Raw genomic sequence first — 17,142 nt, 5'->3', positions numbered from 1 at the left:
GCATTCCATTGTTGTTTGCAAAGTTAAGCATCAATCTGGTATCCAATAATCTATTCTTAGTAATTTATTGCCGTCCTCATTAAAAACGAACACCCATTGATCATCTGTTGCCTTTTTTGCTGTGGCTAAACTTACCACCAGGCGTTTATCCATATCTGTACCTGGAAGTTCATGATCAGCAGAAATTGGGAAGATCTTTTTAAAATCTGTTAAAGTTGTTAAATGATTAAACCGGAAACGCGGACTTGTAATATAACTGTCGGTGTCCTTCCTAAAGTCTATAGTCCTAAGTACTAAACTATCACTTGATTCCTCAAATTCGGCTCCTTTAAAATAATAGAGTTTGTATCGGTCATTATTAAAAAAGGAAGCACTTACTTCATCATATTTTGGTGTAATTATACTATCGGCCTTACCCAACTTTTTCGCGGTGTTTTTAAGCATAGAAATCAACGGAATGGTGCCGTTCAACTTTACACTATCCCAAGGCAGATATTCCTTATTTGATACACGTGTTGAAGTGGTCACTAAGCTGTCTGTCTTTTTAATAGTTACGCTTTGTTTTGCACTCTGGTTACAACCCAGACCAAATAATAAAATCAACCCAATAAAACACCTTGTTATACTATTTACCATAGCTGTTCATGTAATCCAAAGTTAAGTTACAAAGGGCCTTAACTCCTAATGCAAATCCGCTTTCGTCAATATAAAAATCGGGTGTGTGGTGCGATGGTGCTTTGAGCGGATCCTGACCTTTTGGCATTCCACCTAAAAAGAAAAACAACCCGGGTACTTTTTCCTGGTAAAAGCTAAAGTCTTCGGCACCGGTAACCGGAGGGCGCAACAGCACATTTTCTGTCCCGGCGGTATGTTGTAGGCTCGGCAGCATTTTTTCGGTTAGCTTAGGATCGTTAAAAGTAACCGGATAATGGTTGCTGTAGGGGATTTTTACCTCGGCTGTAGCGCCCTGCGCTTCGGCGGTTTTGGTGGCTATCTGTTTAACCCGCTCAATCAGCAGTTTCTCGTCGGCCAGGGTAAAAGATCTGAGTGTCCCCAGCATTTCTACCTGCTCGGGTATAATGTTTGATCTGTTGCCACTTTTAATGGCGCCTATGGTAACTACAGCCGGATTTTGTGTTACATCGATATTCCGGCTCACAATGGTTTGCAAATTGTTAATGATCTCGGCCGAAACCACTATAGGATCAACACTCGACCATGGGTAAGCGCCGTGTGCCGATCGGCCTTTTATGATGATCTGCATATCATTAACTCCGGCCATCGTTCCACCCGGGCGGTAGGTGATTTTGCCTACTTCGGTTTGGGAATTGATATGCAGGCCAAATATAGCGTCGACCTTTGGATTTTCCAGCACGCCCTCTTTTACCATTTCTTCGGCACCGCCCTTTTGACCGGGCTCAACGCCTTCTTCGGCTGGTTGAAAAATGAATTTCACAGTACCATGCAGCTCGCTTTTCATGGTAGATAGCACCTGGGCTACAGCCATCAAAATAGCCATATGCGAATCGTGACCGCAGGCATGCATTACCCCAACTTCCTGGCCGTTATAAGTTGTTTTTACTTTGGATGCAAAGGGCACGGGAGTACGTTCAATTACGGGTAAGCCATCCATGTCGGCCCGTAAGGCAACAACCGGCCCGGGTTTGTCGCCTTTCAAAATACCTACTACACCCGTAGTGGCAATGCCGGTTTGTACCTGTATACCTAACGACTGCAGGTGCCTGGCAATAATGCCCGATGTGCGTACCTCGTGGTTCCCCAGCTCCGGGTGTTCATGAAAATCCCGTCGCCAGGCAACAATCTGGTTTTGCAACGCATCGGCTTTGGTATTTATTTGTGCGCTTACATTGGTTTGGGCAATAGCCTGCAGGCTGCTTATAGATAGTAATAAGGTGTAAAGTTGTTTCATGCTGTAGTATTTACTCTAAATATAAGCATAAACAACAAAAAGGCAGCATTTCAAAATGCTGCCCTTTTTAAGAATAATCACCTTAATTTATTTAAAGCTGAGGAGGTCTATCGTAAAGATCAATACCGAATTAGCGGGTATTGGACCGTTTGGATAAGCGCCATAGCCATACCGTGATGGGATGAGCAGGATGATGCGCCCGCCCGCTTTAATAAAGGGCACGCCGATGGTCCAGCCGGGAATAACTGACGAAAGACTGGTTTGATAACTTGTTTGCGAATCAAACGGATTGTCGTTAAGCAGCTTACCGGTATAGTTAACTGTAACAGTTGACCCTCCTGATGGATTAGGCCCTGTTCCGGGAGTTACAATCTGATAATATATACCTGAAGTATCTTTGGTGGCTTTAATATCCGTATGTGCGGCCAGGTACGTTTTTATGGCGGCATCATCCGTGGCAGCTTGTACTGCAGGGTCAACCGCGGCAGGAGGGTTCTGCTGCTCCGTTTTTAAGCAGGATGACAGGGTAATGATGATCAGGCCCAGTAGCAAAAAGTATTTTTTCATATTCATATATCGCCAATAGTTTGAGTGCCACTAATATAAAATTAACTATTGACTAAATTGAAATGGTAATAAATAAGATACATCAACAAAAGAGGCCCAGATTTTTACCGGGCCTCTTTTGTTTTGATAGGAGATATTTTTATTTAAAACCAGTTAAATCAATAGTGAACTGTAATACAGAGTTAGCGGGGATACCACTGTTAGCCTGACTGCCATAGGCCAGACCTGATGGTATAAGCAGCAGAATACGGCCACCTGGTTTAATAAGCGGGATGCCGATTTTCCAGCCGGTGATAAGGCCATTTAAAGTTGCGGTAAAAGCTGTTCCGGTTTCAAAAGTAGTACCATCAAGCAATTTGCCGGTGTAATTTACCGTAATGGTTGAGCTTACCGTTGGGTTAGCGCCTGTGCCGGGAGTAATGATCTGGTAATACAAACCCGAAGGGTCTTTTGTAGCGTTAATTTCAGTGTGTGCTTTAAGGTAAGCCTGAATAGTGGCATCATCGGCCGCGGCTTGTTTTGCCGGATCAACATTTGAATCTTTTTTGGAACAAGCAGACAAAATAACCAGTGGAGCGAATAATAATAGAAGAATTTTTTTCATGTATATAAATTTCTGTTTACGTATAAAGCTATACGTGCTGATCTCTCAAACGATACAATTTGCTGTTTGATACTTTCGCTCTGTTTTTTTATTGAACGCTGATCAAATCGATGTCAAATGTCAGTACCGCATTTTCGGGGATTGGACCGGCACCGTTTACACCGTAAGCCAGGTGCGATGGTACATACAGAATCATGTTGCCACCAGGTTTTAAATGCGGTACCCCTATTTGCCAGGCTTTAACCAAACCCGAAAGGGGGCTCGAGAAATTGCTGCCTTTATCATACAGTTGCCCGCCCATAAGATTACAGGTATAATTAACCGTTACGGTGGAGCCTTCAGTAGGGGCAACACCGGTACCTGGTTTTATAATTTGATAATACAAGCCCGATGGGTCCTTCACCGCTTTGATCTGCGGATTGGCTTTCAGGTATACCCGGATCAGGGAATCATCAACTTTGGCCTGCTGCGCCATCTGGCCCGACATGGAACCACCGCATGAGGATGCCAGAATGATCAAAGCAAAAGCGCTTAATAGTAAAATGTATTTTTTCATAGTGATATAATCAAAAAAGCTCCCTCCAAATATCAGCTAAAGTGCGGAATTTGAAGAGAGCTTTGGTTATTTTATTGTTAGGTTTATACATCCCTATATAATCAGGGGCAATTAATTTGGATTATCGAATAACATTGATGGGAAATCAGTAGGAGGACCGTGTGAAATTTCATAGGTAGTGGTGCCTATTTGTTTTTGTAGGGTTACAAGCATCACCAATTTGCCTCTCAAATCAATAGGAGTTGTTCTGGGCTCATATTTTCTACTCATCATTCCATGTAGATGCAGCGCGTAAATTTCCATTGGCTGCCCCTTTTCAAATTCTTTTTTTATAGCGGCATCATTATAGTTTTTAGTGGTATCTGGCCCCTCATCATAAGCTGAGATAAAGCCGGTAAAGGGTGCTATCACACGGCCAAGTATAATATCTTTGTTTAGTCTGATATGTTTTTTGCCCTTATTTCTCTTAACTATAATCGTAAATTCTTGATCTGGGTAACGATTCCCCATATAAAGGTAGATATATTCCCGTCTCACATCAAAATCCGTTACGGGCAAAAGAAATGTTACCTTCCTGCCAATATAAGCAGGTAGTTCTTTATATGATATAGTTGAATCCTGTGCAGTTGCTTTAATGCTTACTGCACTGCAAAACAAGGTAATAATGAAAAGGGCTTTCATAATTGACTGATTAATGTTGACATAAAAGTGGCTTAACAAAGCTCCACCTTGATAAAGTGATCCATTTTCGAAAGCTCGGGTAAAAGTTTCTTAAAAAAATAGGGGCCGGTTGATCCCAGATCTATATCATAGATCATTTTATCACCTTCAATCCTTGTTTTCCAATTGTGGATTACCCCGTGTATGCGATCCTTTTTTTCTGACTTTTCATTAAACCCTGCAATAAAATCATCAATTTTTAACTCTATTCTTTTTGCATCGTTTAGCTGATCAGCCTTTAATTGCAATTGGATTGTTGCGTCCATATTGATGCGGGTAACAACCAACTCGAAGCTCAAATCTTTGAGTTTAAACGGCAACTTTATGTTAGGAAACATTTGCCGGTGTATCAAAGCTACATCCAATTCCTCAAACCAAAACTCTATGTCATCGCAATCAATATAGGTATCCTCCAATTTGTAGATACGCCCGGATTTTGATTTCCAAAGAACAGTTACGGAATTCCAATTATGATTCGCATAAATGTAGAATGGTATTTTTGATATTTCTCCATACTCGATGAAAAATTCTTGTTCCGACCTAGTTGCAATAGAAATCTGTTTGTTAATTTTCAACCCGGTTAATAACTCAAATTGTGCTGTTAACTGCATATCTGCACAATTCGCAAATTCGAGCGATATATGCTGGTGATATCTATTCTGAAAATCATAAGCAAGTGTACTCGTATTAAAAAATAATGTAGGCATAATGTTTATTTTATTATACATCAAATTATAACTATTCCATTAGCAACCCGCCATAGCGTTCTTGCTATTACAAAGCTTTCCCAATCATCCAAAATACCAATACCATCTGAGGCTATATCTTCCAAAATAGTTCCAATAATAATACCAGCTGAAGCGCTTTTTAAGTAAGGTACGATCTTAGGATTTTGCCGTACAAAGGTAATGACCTGCTGTTGCTGAGTTGTCGGATTTGCCTTTATATTTTGAAATAGGTTCCTCAGTTTGTCGGCCAGATTTTGTGGTAATGCCACGGGTTGAGGAGCTGGTTGATTATTTCTGGGTATGGAAACGTAAACTATTACTCCATTACTAAATAACCGTGCTTGAAGAAGATTAGAAGAATTTCTTGGATCAGGCAAGTAACGTGTTGGATAATTGCCACCCGCGGCCCAAGCGCCGCCATTGGGTGGAGGACACAAAGCATTCCCTTGAGTCACATAAAGTTGAACTTCTGCCATGCCCGCTGTTTGCCCTGCTGTGTTATCCGGTTTAATTTCAAACATTTGATTGGTTGAAGGATCTGCTATATCAGCATATCCTGCGGCCCCGGTTAATTTGCCGCTGGAACCCGGAATAAAATATTCTCTTAATGCAGTTGGGTTATTTGCCATATAATCAAATTGTATCAGCCAATGTTCTGCTGTACCCGGCCACTTGACATTTCCGTTTCTGGCTGTGCCATGACAAGGGCTCATGGCTGCATCGTCTTGGGCATCTTCCTGGGTCATCAGATTAATGAGCCTTTGATTATCGGCTGTTTCAAAAGCTTGGCGTTGAGCTAGTGTCAATATTGCTCCGTCTCCGCCGTGAGGTGGTGTATAAGTGATTGGTCCATTACCCAGATAAGTTGAAGAAGGGCCAATCACAATTCCTTCTAAACTGGTATTGGTCGTTGTGTTGCTATTAGTGCCATCGGGGCCCTTGTTGCCTATAGTATACTCCATACCTGTTTGAAATGGGCCCCCGCTTACATCCGGACTAAAATAAGCAGCCACAATCTCATTATTACTATTCGTGAGCAGGGTTGCCTGTCCTGCATAGATTACCCCATTATCCGTCACTGTTGTATTATAGGGGTTATTAACGGTAAGACCTGCACTTGCTGCATAAGCCAAAAGCTCATCAAACTTATCATCAGGAACCCTGCAGTTCAGGCAGTTGTTGTCAATGCCAAAATTGGGAGTGGTATTTTTACCGTTCCCGCCACCATCCTGACCGGTGCTACATGGCGAAGTATTGGGGTCAATTGGTGGAGGCAAGCCCCCATCGCCATCAATAACAGGTGGATCCTGAGGCTGTGTTTGTTGTACGGTTATGCTGTTTACAGTCGTTTTATTGATGGCATTCGTCTTTTGACCGGTACATGGGTCTGGCGGTACACCGCCCCCGCCCCCGCTGTTACCGCCATCGGTAGTGCAGGTAGTATATAAATAAACTTCACTAACAAGCGCGCCATCAATATAAGTATCTAAGAACCAATCAATACAACTGCCTCCTGGTTGGGTTGTATTGGTTTTCAGCTTATTGTTAAGGGTATTTTTATCTGTATTTGTTGCAGGGGTAACCAGTTGCCCATTTATGTAACGGTAACCATTTACAAATTTCCCTTCTGGTGTAAAATAAAGCACTAGGCCACTGTAATTGGCATCTCGTTTACGGTAGGTATTGTTGGCCAATTTGTCCGGATTATTTTTTATATAGGAGGAATCGGCAATTAAGGTCATCACGTATGCCTTAAAGCCGTTTATATCCTTTAAAAAAATAAATGAACTCCGGCTGTTAGCCCCGCTGCCATACATTTGATGGGTGTTCATGTTTTTTAGCACCGTATTTATTTTACTGCCGGGTTCAATGGGTAACTCGATTACATTTTTTGACAACCGGGTATATATCTCAGGGTGCTGCCAGTCTGGCTTAATAAGCTCGCTCAGGTTTTTGTGACCGGCTGTAGACTGGGTTGCTTGTTTATTATTATTTACGGGATAGGCGCTTTCGTACCAGCTTTTTGCCTGTGCTATAGTTGGATTGCTAAGGGTGTTTTGCTGATCGGTGCGCGCATCTTTTTTACAGCTGTTGATAATTAACAGATGTAAATGTAATAACAGTAAATAATAAGGATAATTTACTAAAATTCGGCTTGATTTTAAGTTTTTTCATGCAACATAAGGTCTGGTTGCACTAAATATAAATATTGTTTTGAGAAATGCAATATTGGTTGATAGTATACTAAGTATATTTTTATATATACTTATAAAACTTCAGCATAACATATAATCGTATGCTGTGTTTTCACCAAAAAGCTCCCTCCAAACGTCCACTAAAGCGTGGAGTTTGGAGAGAGCTTTGGTTATTTTATTGTTGGGTTACTTAAACAGTTGTTTTGATCTTCAGTTCGGTCATCTGTGCATCGGCGATGGTGGATGGCGAATCGATCATTACGTCGCGCCCTGAATTGTTTTTCGGGAATGCGATCACATCTCTGATAGAATCAAGTCCGGCAAAGATAGATACCAGGCGATCGAAACCTAAGGCTAAACCTCCATGTGGTGGTGCGCCATACTCAAAAGCATCCATTAAAAAGCCAAATTGTTTTTGTGCTTCTTCCGGCGAAAAACCCAGGTGTTTGAACATGAGCGACTGCATGGCGCGGTCATGAATACGGATAGAACCGCCACCAACTTCGGTGCCGTTGATCACCAGGTCATACGCGTTGGCACGTACTGCACCGGGATCGGTATCCAACAGGGCAATATCCTCTGGTTTTGGAGAGGTGAAAGGGTGGTGCATAGCATGGTAACGACTGGTTTCTTCGTCCCACTCCAACAGCGGGAAGTCCAGTACCCATAGCGGTGCGAATTTGTTTTTATCGCGCAGACCTAAACGACTGCCCATCTCCAAGCGTAACTCGTTCAGTTGCTTACGTACTTTATCGGCATTGCCGGCCAGTACCAGCATCAAGTCGCCTTTTTCGGCGTTGAAGGCAGCTGCCCAGTTGGTGAGTTCGTCTTCGCTATAGAATTTATCTACGGATGATTTCAGGGTGCCATCCTCGTTATAACGGCAATAGATCATGCCGGTAACGCCAATTTGAGGGCGTTTTAACCATTCGGTGAGCTCGTCTATTTGTTTGCGGGTATAGCCGGCACAACCTTTAGCGTTGATACCTACCACCAGTTCGGCGTTATCAAAAATGCCAAAGCCTTTACCTTTTACAATGTCGTTCAGTTCCACAAACTCCATTCCAAAACGAACGTCGGGTTTATCCGACCCATACAAACGCATGGCATCGGCATATTGCATGCGAGGGAAATCGCCAAGATCGATACCTTTTACGGTGGTGAACAGATGGCGGGTTAATCCCTCAAAAATGTTTAATATATCTTCCTGGGTGATGAAGGAAAGCTCACAATCTATCTGTGTAAACTCCGGCTGACGATCGGCGCGCAGATCCTCATCACGGAAACATTTCACAATCTGGAAATAACGATCGAAACCGCTTACCATCAATAATTGCTTAAAGGTTTGCGGCGATTGCGGCAGGGCGTAAAACTCGCCCGGATTCATGCGGCTTGGCACCACAAAGTCACGGGCTCCTTCCGGAGTCGATTTGATTAGCACCGGGGTTTCTACCTCAATAAAATCCAGCTTATCCAAATACTTGCGGATCTCCTGCGCCATTTTATGACGCAAAACCAGGTTGTTACGGATAGGCGTGCGACGCAGATCCAGGTAACGGTATTTAGCACGCAGCTCTTCGCCGCCATCGGTTTCATCCTCAATTAAAAACGGAGGCAATTTGGCAGCGTTTAGTATTTCAATGCTTTCAACGGCAATTTCAATTTCGCCGGTTGGTATTTTATTGTTTTTGCTGGTGCGTTCCAGAACTTTACCGGTAACCTTGATCACAAATTCACGACCAAGACCTCTACCAATTTCGCGCACGGCAGCGTCGGTATCGGTATTGATCACCAATTGTGTTAAACCATAACGATCGCGCATATCAATAAAGGTGGTACCGCCCAAATCGCGAGATTTTTGTACCCATCCGCACAAAGTAACCGATTGGCCTAAGTTGCTGATATTTAATTCGCCGCAGGTATGAGTTCTAAGCATAGTAGCAATAGTTTTATAAAAGTCTGCAAAAGTAAACTTTTGAGGTGAAAGGAGAAAGGTAAAAGGTGAAAGGTTTTATGCCGGGAGTATTTTATGGGGGCTCATTTGGACGCTTTTTCCACTTTCGGACTAAAAAACTATCTTTGCCTTATAATTTTCTCAAGGGGGTGCCTTGCTTTGAGCAATCAAACTGAAAGACAGGCTGAGATCAAACCCATGCCCCCCGCCCCCCTAAAGGGGGAGTAAATAGTCCCGGAGATTTCTCTTTAGCTATGCACTCCCCCTTTAGGGGGCCGGGGAGCTGCACCTGATCCGGATAATGCCGGCGTAGGGATAGGTAATAAGTTAAGTGTACTGCGTGTTTACCCTGATGGGCAGATGGTTTAACTACTTTTTGTATTTGTTATTTTGAAAAATTTGTTTGCAGCCATCGCTGCTTTGCTGTTGCCTGTCGTGGCATCGGCCCAGCTTTCCATCAGCGGAAAGATCACCAACACATCGGGCGAGGTTTTGCCCGGCGCTACCATCACCATTAACAACCCAGTATTGAGCACCGTTGCCGATGCTACCGGGAAATTCAGCTTTACCGATCTTAAAGCCGGTAATTATGTACTTAAGGCCAGCTACATCGGTTATCAGGCCATCAGTAAAAGCATCAGCCTAAATAAAAATGAGGTTGTCAACATCAGCCTGTCCAATGGCACGCTTACCGCTGAAGAAGTAACTGTAAGCGCTACCCGGGCCATTAAAAATTCACCGACGGCTTATACCAATTTGAGTAAAAAGGACCTGGCCAAAAACAATTTCGGGCAGGATCTGCCATATATGCTCAACCAAACCCCATCGGTAGTGGTTACTTCTGATGCCGGGGCGGGTATTGGCTATACCGGTATCCGCATCCGCGGATCGGATGCTACCCGTATCAATGTTACCATCAACGGTATCCCATATAACGATTCGGAAAGCCAGGGCTCGTATTTTGTCGATTTACCGGATATCGCCTCATCTGTTGATAACATCCAGATTCAGCGCGGGGTGGGTACTTCAACCAACGGTGCGGGCGCTTTTGGCGGCAGCATCAACATACAAACTACCACCCGCCGCGATACGGCTTATGCCGATATCAATGCCTCGGCAGGTTCATACGGCTCTATCAAAACTACGGTAAGCGCCGGAACGGGTTTGCTGGGCGGACACTTTAGTCTGGATGGCCGTGTGTCGCGTATTCATTCTGACGGGTATATCGACAGGGCGTCATCCAATCTTAAATCATTTTTTGTAAGCGGCGCCTGGTACGGTAAAAACAGCACTTTGAGGGCCAACGTATTTTCGGGTTACGAAACCACTTACCAGGCCTGGAACGGTATTGCCGATTATGTGATCGGCGATAATACCCGCTCAGATAATCGTACTTATAATGAGCTGGGACTGATGTCAAACGGTTCGTTCTATAAAAACCAGGTAGATCATTATACCCAAAACCATTACCAGTTATTGTACGATAAAAAAATATCCAATCAATTATCGTTTAGCGGTGCCCTGCACTATACCAAAGGCAAAGGTTATTACGAAGAATACCGCAATGCCGATTCCCTGAAAAATTATGGTATAGCGCCCGTTGTGGTTGGTGGCAACACCATCAGCGCTACCGATTTGGTGCGCAGGCTTTGGCTTAATAACGATTTTTATGGAGTTACTTACGCCCTTAAATATCAACCCCAAACTAATCTGAACATGACCCTGGGCGGCGCTTATAATCAGTACAAAGGTGCTCACTATGGCGATGTGATCTCGACTGCTACGGATATCGGTTTGCCGGGTAATTATGAGTATTATCGCGACAACGCCAAAAAGAACGATTTTAACATATTTGCCCGCGCCGAGTGGCATCTGGACAAAGTGTTGCTGTATGCCGATATGCAATACCGCCATATTTATTATTCCTTTTATGGGATAGATAAAAACCTGAACAACGCGCAGCAAACCGCAGAGCTCAACTTTTTTAATCCCAAGGCAGGTATCACTTACCAGTTCAACGAGCATAGTAACGTGTACGCCTCCTTCGCAGTAGGTAATCATGAACCTAACCGGGATGACTATGTGGATTCACCACCGCAGAATCGCCCAAAATCAGAAAACCTGAAAGATTTTGAAGCTGGTTACCGTATCAGTGGCTCGGTGTTTACAGGAGGCATCAACGGTTTCTATATGCTATACAAAAACCAGCTGGTATTAACCGGCGCCTTGAATGATGTAGGTAGCCCGGTACGTACCAATGTGAAGGACAGCTACCGTGCAGGTGTAGAGTTTGACGGCAAGGTGAAAATTGCCAGTCAGCTATACTGGGGACTAACCGCTACCTGGAGTGCCAACAAGATCAAGAACTATCAACAGTTTTTTGCCGATGAAAATAGTGGGCCATTAGTAGGCGAAACCTTGAAAACAACGGATATCGCTTTTTCGCCATCGTTAACAGGTTCAAGCGTGATTAGTTATAGCCCGGTAAAAGGCGGTGAAATCGCTTTCATCAGCAAATATGTAAGCCGGCAGTATATTGACAATACTTCCAACCAAAACCCGGCAGGCTATACCATTACCCCCGAAAATGCAGGTAACCCGTATGCTGCCAATCGCTTATTAAACAGTTATTTTGTGAACGATGTGCGGATAAGGTATAACTTTAAAGTAAAAGGTATTAAAAACATTGGACTGGGCCTGCAGGTGAACAACATCTTCAGCGAAAAATATGAAGCTAATGGCGCCACTTATGCCGATGTGAAAGGAAATAATATCCTGAATTATAACTACTTTTTCCCGCAGGCCCCGCGCAATTTTATGGCCTCGGTGAGTTTGAGTTTTTAAATGAACACTAATTGCACGAATTTGTGCGAATTACACGAATGGCATGCATAGCTTATTAGATCTGTTTATTGAACAAATACGGGAAACCACTTGGGTGCAATGGCTTGCTGTGGCTTTGGGTGTTGCCGAGGTATTACTTGCGCGGGTGAATAACATCTGGCTTTACCCTGCGGGGATACTGGGCACGGCTTTATCTATTCTGCTATTGATGGAAGCACAGCTATACGCCGAATCGCTGCTCAATGTATATTATATTGTGATGAGTGTTTATGGCTGGGTATACTGGGTAAAAAAGCGCGATCAGCCACCAGTGAAGGTCACCTGGTCAACAAAAACAGAGTGGATCATCAGTCTCACTATATCATTGGGTGGCTGGGCGGTACTGTATTTTTTGCTCCGGTATTTTACACCATCAAACGTGCCCCTGTGGGATGCTTTTGTATCCTCCACTGCCTGGGCAGGCATGTGGCTGCTGGCCCGCAGAAAAGTGGAGAATTGGATATTTTTAAATGTATCCAACCTGTTTGCCGTACCGCTGTTATTTTATAAAAAGTTGCCCATGTTTGCCGTGCTCACTATATTCTTATTTATCGTAGCCTGTTTTGGCTATTTTGACTGGAAGCGGAAAGTAGTGAGTTTTGAGTGAAGGCTCAAAACAATGGCTAATTAATTTACTTTTTACTCACTACTCACTACTCACTACTCACTACTCACTACTTAAATGCATCCCTCAACTCACCTCAAACCCGAATGGGTAAATATCATCAGGGAAGCAGTACCCGCTGCCGAAAAGGCGGGAATGTTGCAACCATCGCAACTGGCGCTGGTACATGAGCAGGGCTGGTTTAAGTTTTTGGTGCCCCAGGTTTATGGTGGCTTACAACTCTCGCTGCCCGATATGGTTAGGCTGGAAGAAAGCCTGGCCTGGGCTAATGGCAGCCTGGGCTGGGTAGTTACCCTTTGTGCGGGGGCAGGTTGGTTTGGCGGGTTTTTATCGCCGCAGGTTGCGCCGCATATTTTTGCCCATCCCGCTTTATGCCTGGCCGGTAGTGGAGCTGCCACCGGTACAGCAACCATAACCGATGGCGGTTACCTGATTAGTGGTCACTGGAAATATGCCAGCGGGGTACATCACGCTACGCATTTAACCGCCAATTGTATCATTAAACAAGGCGAAGAAACCGTACTGAACGATGACGGCTCAACATTGATATTGCCCTTTATTTTTGATCGTAAAGATGTTACCCTGATATCGGCCTGGAAATTTATGGGCATGATGGGTACCGGCAGCGATGCCTATGAGGTACGCGATCTTTTTGTTGAAGACAACCGGTGCTTTAAAATTGACCCGGGTAATGCAGCTATCGCGGGGCCTTTATACCAGTATCCCTTTATGCAACTGGCCGAGGCTACGCTGGCCGCCAATATCTCGGGCATGGCGGTTCACTTTACCGATCTGTGTGCTACTATTTTTGATGAAAAACCCGAAAATAAATATCTGACCACCAACAGGCGGACGATCATCAAACAGCTCCATGAAAAACTGACCGGCCAACTAAACGCCGCACGACTGGAATTTTACAGCGCTGTTGATGCCTCCTGGCAGGGTGCCCTGATGGGGAAAGCAACACAGCTACAGGAAATTGGTCAAAGCAGCCGCAAGCTGGCCCGTATAGCCCGCGAATGTGTGGATGAGTTATTTCCCTACTGCGGCCTGCAAGCTGCCAATCCCGATACGGAACTCAACCAGGTATGGCGCGATCTGCATACGGCCAGTCAGCATTCGTTATTGGTGTTTGAGGAGTAATTACTGACCTTCGTTTAAAAAGCTATTTGTCATGCTGAATGGAAGTGAAGCATCTATTCTGCCGTCGGCATAGTTCAACAATAGATCCTTCGTGCCTCAGGATGACAAAATAAAATCAATCGATAAAAAGGCCTGTCACTCTGAGCTTGTCGAAGAGCGTGCGCAGAGGCCTGCCCATCATGCTTCGACGATGCTCAGCATGACACCGGGTCAGGGAATTAAAGTGTTAATCTATATTTTCCAGTGTAAAAACCTTATCCAATAGCTTTAGGTTGACGCTGTCTGGCGTTAAGTATTTTAAGGTCAGATTTCTCAGACCAATCGCAAACGGGTTGTGCCAGTGTGCCACTTCGCCAATCTTCCAGCTGGTATTAACGATGTAGTGTGCTTTTTTTCTTCTGATCTCCGGATATTTCCGGAAAGCATCTGTTAAAGGATATTTTTTCGCCAATTCGCCCAAAGTGTACGCGTCTTCTATGGCCTGGCAAGCGCCCTGGCCCAGGTTAGGTGTTGTGGCATGGGCAGCATCGCCAACCAAACAAACATCCTTTTTACTCCAGGTGCCGATCGGTTTCAGGTCATATAATGGCCCCTTGATTATTTTCTCTTCGGCCGAAGCTTTTACAAGAGCAGTAACCAGCGGATCCATATCCCTGAGTAGCGAAATAATGTCGGGGTTGTCCGTTATTAAACCAGTATCAACTACTGCATACCAGTAAACCAGATCTTTGCTTATCTGCACAAAGCCAAAACGTTTGCCTTTTCCCCATACTTCCATCGCTTCATGTGCGTATGCTTTGGGCAAAGTAAAATTAAGTACACCGCGCCAACAAATTTGTCCGGCATCCCGGTATTCGTTTTCAGAAAATAGTTGTTGACGAACCTGCGACCTGATGCCATCCGCACCAATAATGTATCCGGCCTGTACATCGGTGCCATCCTCAAAAGTCAAAACATATGCCTTATCTTCTTTTTTGATGTGTTGTAATCTTTTATTGGTTTCGATGTGTTGATGTCCAATGGCGTTGGATAAAATGCCATGCAGATCGGCGCGATGGATGGCGTGATTTTGTACCTGGTACTTTTTCTCAAAAGGAATTAAACTGACCCTGGACAATGGCGAAAAATCGGGCCTGGCAATCGTCATCGCATTAATCAGGTTACCTTTTTGATATACTTCCCGGTGAACACCCAAATGCCGAAATACCTGCATGGCATTATTGGCCATGATAATGCCCGCGCCAACAGCTTTGATTTCGGGCGCAGCCTCGTATACCTTAAACCGAATGTTGGCTTGTTTTAAGGCCAAAGCCGTTGTTAAGCCACCTATTCCTCCTCCAATTATTGCGACTTCCATTTTTGTGAAATATTAATGTTGAAGCCGCAAACTTAGGGTATGCAGCAGTCAAAAAACGTTCACTTAAGTTAACTAATTAATGTGAATGCGGATTAAGATATAGGTATGCCTTGTCAACAAAAATTTGTCATTTCGAACGACGAAGGAGGAGAAATCTTATACGGCAAGTATTTTCGACAACCTGATGTAAAAGATTTCTCCCTGCGGTCGAGAGACAGTTTCTCCTCACTCCACACATCGTCCGTCGCTGTTTGTCGAAATGACATGAGGTGTTTTCACCCGGTTATTCTTTTTCTGATACGGCTCAGAGATTGCGGTGTTATGCCCAGGTAGCTGGAAATATATTTCTGCGGTATTTTTTGAATAATTCCGGGCGACTTTTTCAGAAGATTCAGGTAACGCTGTTCGGGGTTGTAAAACAGAAGATCGTTTATCCGCTGTTTGGCATCCAGAAATACCAGATCGGATATTTTTTTGGCAAAGCCGAGCCAGAAAACATCCTGACTGATGAGCTGTTCGATTTTAGCTTTCTCAAAAAAAACAACTTCTGTTTTCAATAGCGTTTCAATGATCAGATCCGATTTTTTGCCGGTTATATAACTTTCATAATCACCCAAAAAATCGCCGTTTACCTGTAGTAAATAACTAATTTCTTCGCCTGCTTCATTAACATAATAAGCTCTTGTCGCCCCATCAACAATATAGCCCAGGCGGTCAAAAATACGATTGGCCGTTCCAATAACCTCATTCCTGTTGTACGTTACCACATAGGTTATGTCCAGCAATTCATTCAGCCTTTGTTCGGGTATCTGAAAAATCTCTAAAAGGTTTTCTTTTATTGAGGCATTCATCCCGGTAAAAGTAGTAAAAATGGTATTCTTCCGGTTTTTAGCCTGTAGCCGGCGATGAATCTGGGTAATCCCATAATCATATGAACCCGGATACAGAATGAATTTTCGCAAGAAACGGGTTTCTCAGGTTGGCCCCCTCTTGCATATTTGGCCCATAAAATAAAAAACATGATAAACTTAACAGGTAAGACAGCTCTAATAACCGGAGGAACAAGTGGCATCGGAAAAGCAACTGCAATTGATTTTATAGAAAATGGTGCAAAAATTATTATAACGGGACGCAATCAACATACGGTTAATGAAACAATAAACGAATTAGGTGATCAGGCTTACGGTATTGTTTCTGATTCCGGAAAAATGTCAGATCTGTTGGACCTCGGCAACAAGATAAAGTCAATAACACCGTATATTGATATTTTATTTGTTAACGCCGGGTTTGGAAAGTATGCACCGATTGAACAAATTGATGAAGCACATTTTGACGAACAGTTTAATGTTCTTGTAAAAGGAACACTGTTTACAGTTCAGCAAATGCTGCCACTGATGAAAGAAGGAGGAGCCATAATCCTAAATACTTCTATCGTAACCGAAATTGGAATGTCAAACTCTTCTGTTTACTCAGCCGCAAAATCAGCCGTTCAATCGTTCGTAAAAACTTTTGCTTCCGAACTGGCGTCAAGAAAAATCAAAATAAACGCGGTAAGCCCCGGACCAATTCAAACCAATTACTTCGATAGATCTAATTTAAGTCAGGAGCAAATTCAAAATATGGCCGGGGCTGTACTACCACAAGTTCCTTTAGCGCGTTTTGGGCAGCCATCAGAAGTTGCAAAAGTGGTTACTTTTCTTGCTTCGGATGCTTCTTCATTCATGCACGGTACCGAAGTATTTGTTGATGGTGGGTTCCCTAAAATAAAATAAGGAGTACGCCCAAAACTATCATTCAATTTTTCCAAAAATTGAATGATAGTTTTGGGTAATTGTGTACTTCGATGTGCACGCGGTACGCGTACGCCAGCAATTGAAATA

15 protein-coding genes are annotated in these 17,142 nt (G+C 43.6%); 4 read left to right on the top strand and 11 right to left on the bottom strand.

Annotated elements, in window-relative coordinates; translation table 11 throughout:
• Positions 1 to 30 precede the first annotated feature (30 nt).
• The 9 genes from G7092_RS27965 to aspS form a co-directional block, all read right to left on the bottom strand.
• Positions 31 to 636: a hypothetical protein gene (locus G7092_RS27965; protein WP_166095105.1), complete on the bottom strand. Its 606-nt coding sequence runs from the start codon at positions 634 to 636 to the stop codon at positions 31 to 33.
• Positions 626 to 1,930 carry an amidohydrolase gene (locus G7092_RS27960; protein WP_166095103.1) on the bottom strand — a complete coding sequence of 435 codons (1,305 nt, stop codon included), beginning with the start codon at positions 1,928 to 1,930 and terminating at the stop codon, positions 626 to 628. The genes G7092_RS27965 and G7092_RS27960 overlap by 11 nt, the downstream gene beginning before the upstream one ends.
• An 87-nt stretch (positions 1,931 to 2,017) precedes the next feature.
• Entirely contained in the window at positions 2,018 to 2,497 is a 480-nt protein-coding gene (locus tag G7092_RS27955) for an FKBP-type peptidyl-prolyl cis-trans isomerase (RefSeq protein ID WP_166095101.1), read from the bottom strand.
• Positions 2,498 to 2,636: 139 nt separating this feature from the next.
• On the bottom strand, positions 2,637 to 3,101 hold the full coding sequence (locus G7092_RS27950; protein ID WP_166095098.1) for an FKBP-type peptidyl-prolyl cis-trans isomerase: 465 nt from the start codon (positions 3,099 to 3,101) through the stop codon (positions 2,637 to 2,639).
• A gap of 88 nt (positions 3,102 to 3,189) precedes the next feature.
• Positions 3,190 to 3,657: an FKBP-type peptidyl-prolyl cis-trans isomerase gene (locus G7092_RS27945; RefSeq protein ID WP_166095095.1), complete on the bottom strand. Its 468-nt coding sequence runs from the start codon at positions 3,655 to 3,657 to the stop codon at positions 3,190 to 3,192.
• Positions 3,658 to 3,768: 111 nt separating this feature from the next.
• Positions 3,769 to 4,338: a hypothetical protein gene (locus G7092_RS27940; protein ID WP_166095092.1), complete on the bottom strand. Its 570-nt coding sequence runs from the start codon at positions 4,336 to 4,338 to the stop codon at positions 3,769 to 3,771.
• A gap of 32 nt (positions 4,339 to 4,370) precedes the next feature.
• Positions 4,371 to 5,084 (bottom strand): hypothetical protein, encoded by a 714-nt coding sequence (locus tag G7092_RS27935; RefSeq protein WP_166095090.1) that lies wholly within the window; start codon positions 5,082 to 5,084, stop codon positions 4,371 to 4,373.
• Between the two features lie 20 nt (positions 5,085 to 5,104).
• Complete coding sequence (locus G7092_RS27930) at positions 5,105 to 6,937, bottom strand: hypothetical protein (RefSeq protein ID WP_166095087.1); 1,833 nt, start codon at positions 6,935 to 6,937, stop codon at positions 5,105 to 5,107.
• A 553-nt stretch (positions 6,938 to 7,490) separates the two neighbouring features.
• Positions 7,491 to 9,236, bottom strand: a complete 1,746-nt coding sequence (gene aspS / locus G7092_RS27925; protein ID WP_166095085.1) for an aspartate--tRNA ligase — start codon at positions 9,234 to 9,236, stop codon at positions 7,491 to 7,493.
• A 408-nt stretch (positions 9,237 to 9,644) separates the two neighbouring features.
• Between aspS and G7092_RS27920 the strand changes: the two genes are divergently transcribed.
• The 3 genes from G7092_RS27920 to G7092_RS27910 all read left to right on the top strand — a co-directional run bounded on the left by G7092_RS27920 (position 9,645) and on the right by G7092_RS27910 (position 13,905).
• The gene (locus tag G7092_RS27920) at positions 9,645 to 12,098 is read left to right on the top strand and encodes a TonB-dependent receptor (protein WP_235953959.1); all 2,454 of its coding nucleotides are present in this window, start codon (positions 9,645 to 9,647) and stop codon (positions 12,096 to 12,098) included.
• 43 nt (positions 12,099 to 12,141) lie between these two features.
• The gene (gene pnuC, locus G7092_RS27915) at positions 12,142 to 12,744 is read left to right on the top strand and encodes a nicotinamide riboside transporter PnuC (RefSeq protein ID WP_166095083.1); all 603 of its coding nucleotides are present in this window, start codon (positions 12,142 to 12,144) and stop codon (positions 12,742 to 12,744) included.
• 75 nt (positions 12,745 to 12,819) lie between these two features.
• Entirely contained in the window at positions 12,820 to 13,905 is a 1,086-nt protein-coding gene (locus tag G7092_RS27910; protein WP_166095081.1) for an acyl-CoA dehydrogenase family protein, read from the top strand.
• A 226-nt stretch (positions 13,906 to 14,131) separates the two neighbouring features.
• Here G7092_RS27910 and G7092_RS27905 read toward each other — a convergent pair whose 3' ends face one another.
• Positions 14,132 to 15,262: an FAD-dependent monooxygenase gene (locus G7092_RS27905; protein WP_166095078.1), complete on the bottom strand. Its 1,131-nt coding sequence runs from the start codon at positions 15,260 to 15,262 to the stop codon at positions 14,132 to 14,134.
• 275 nt (positions 15,263 to 15,537) lie between these two features.
• Entirely contained in the window at positions 15,538 to 16,224 is a 687-nt protein-coding gene (locus tag G7092_RS27900; protein ID WP_202985448.1) for a Crp/Fnr family transcriptional regulator, read from the bottom strand.
• A 57-nt stretch (positions 16,225 to 16,281) separates the two neighbouring features.
• On the opposite strand from G7092_RS27900, the gene G7092_RS27895 reads away from it, so the two are divergent.
• Positions 16,282 to 17,034, top strand: coding sequence for an SDR family oxidoreductase (locus tag G7092_RS27895; protein WP_166095077.1), 753 nt, complete (start codon positions 16,282 to 16,284; stop codon positions 17,032 to 17,034).
• Positions 17,035 to 17,142: the final 108 nt, after the last annotated feature.

The sequence above is a fragment of the Mucilaginibacter inviolabilis genome (assembly GCF_011089895.1).
GTDB lineage: Bacteria > Bacteroidota > Bacteroidia > Sphingobacteriales > Sphingobacteriaceae > Mucilaginibacter > Mucilaginibacter inviolabilis.
This window is presented reverse-complemented; position numbering and strand designations above follow the sequence as displayed.

Bases quoted from the DNA above. Each gene is read 5' to 3' on its own strand.
- G7092_RS27940 (WP_166095092.1), bottom strand. From the start codon at position 4,338: ATGAAAGCCCTTTTCATTATTACCTTGTTTTGCAGTGCAGTAAGCATT.
- G7092_RS27930 (WP_166095087.1), bottom strand. From the start codon at position 6,937: ATGAACACCCATCAAATGTATGGCAGCGGGGCTAACAGCCGGAGTTCA.
- G7092_RS27960 (WP_166095103.1), bottom strand. From the start codon at position 1,930: ATGAAACAACTTTACACCTTATTACTATCTATAAGCAGCCTGCAGGCT.
- G7092_RS27955 (WP_166095101.1), bottom strand. From the start codon at position 2,497: ATGAAAAAATACTTTTTGCTACTGGGCCTGATCATCATTACCCTGTCA.
- aspS (WP_166095085.1), bottom strand. From the start codon at position 9,236: ATGCTTAGAACTCATACCTGCGGCGAATTAAATATCAGCAACTTAGGC.
- G7092_RS27910 (WP_166095081.1), top strand. From the start codon at position 12,820: ATGCATCCCTCAACTCACCTCAAACCCGAATGGGTAAATATCATCAGG.
- G7092_RS27945 (WP_166095095.1), bottom strand. From the start codon at position 3,657: ATGAAAAAATACATTTTACTATTAAGCGCTTTTGCTTTGATCATTCTG.
- G7092_RS27905 (WP_166095078.1), bottom strand. From the start codon at position 15,262: ATGGAAGTCGCAATAATTGGAGGAGGAATAGGTGGCTTAACAACGGCT.
- G7092_RS27935 (WP_166095090.1), bottom strand. From the start codon at position 5,084: ATGCCTACATTATTTTTTAATACGAGTACACTTGCTTATGATTTTCAG.
- G7092_RS27965 (WP_166095105.1), bottom strand. From the start codon at position 636: ATGGTAAATAGTATAACAAGGTGTTTTATTGGGTTGATTTTATTATTT.
- pnuC (WP_166095083.1), top strand. From the start codon at position 12,142: ATGCATAGCTTATTAGATCTGTTTATTGAACAAATACGGGAAACCACT.
- G7092_RS27895 (WP_166095077.1), top strand. From the start codon at position 16,282: ATGATAAACTTAACAGGTAAGACAGCTCTAATAACCGGAGGAACAAGT.
- G7092_RS27950 (WP_166095098.1), bottom strand. From the start codon at position 3,101: ATGAAAAAAATTCTTCTATTATTATTCGCTCCACTGGTTATTTTGTCT.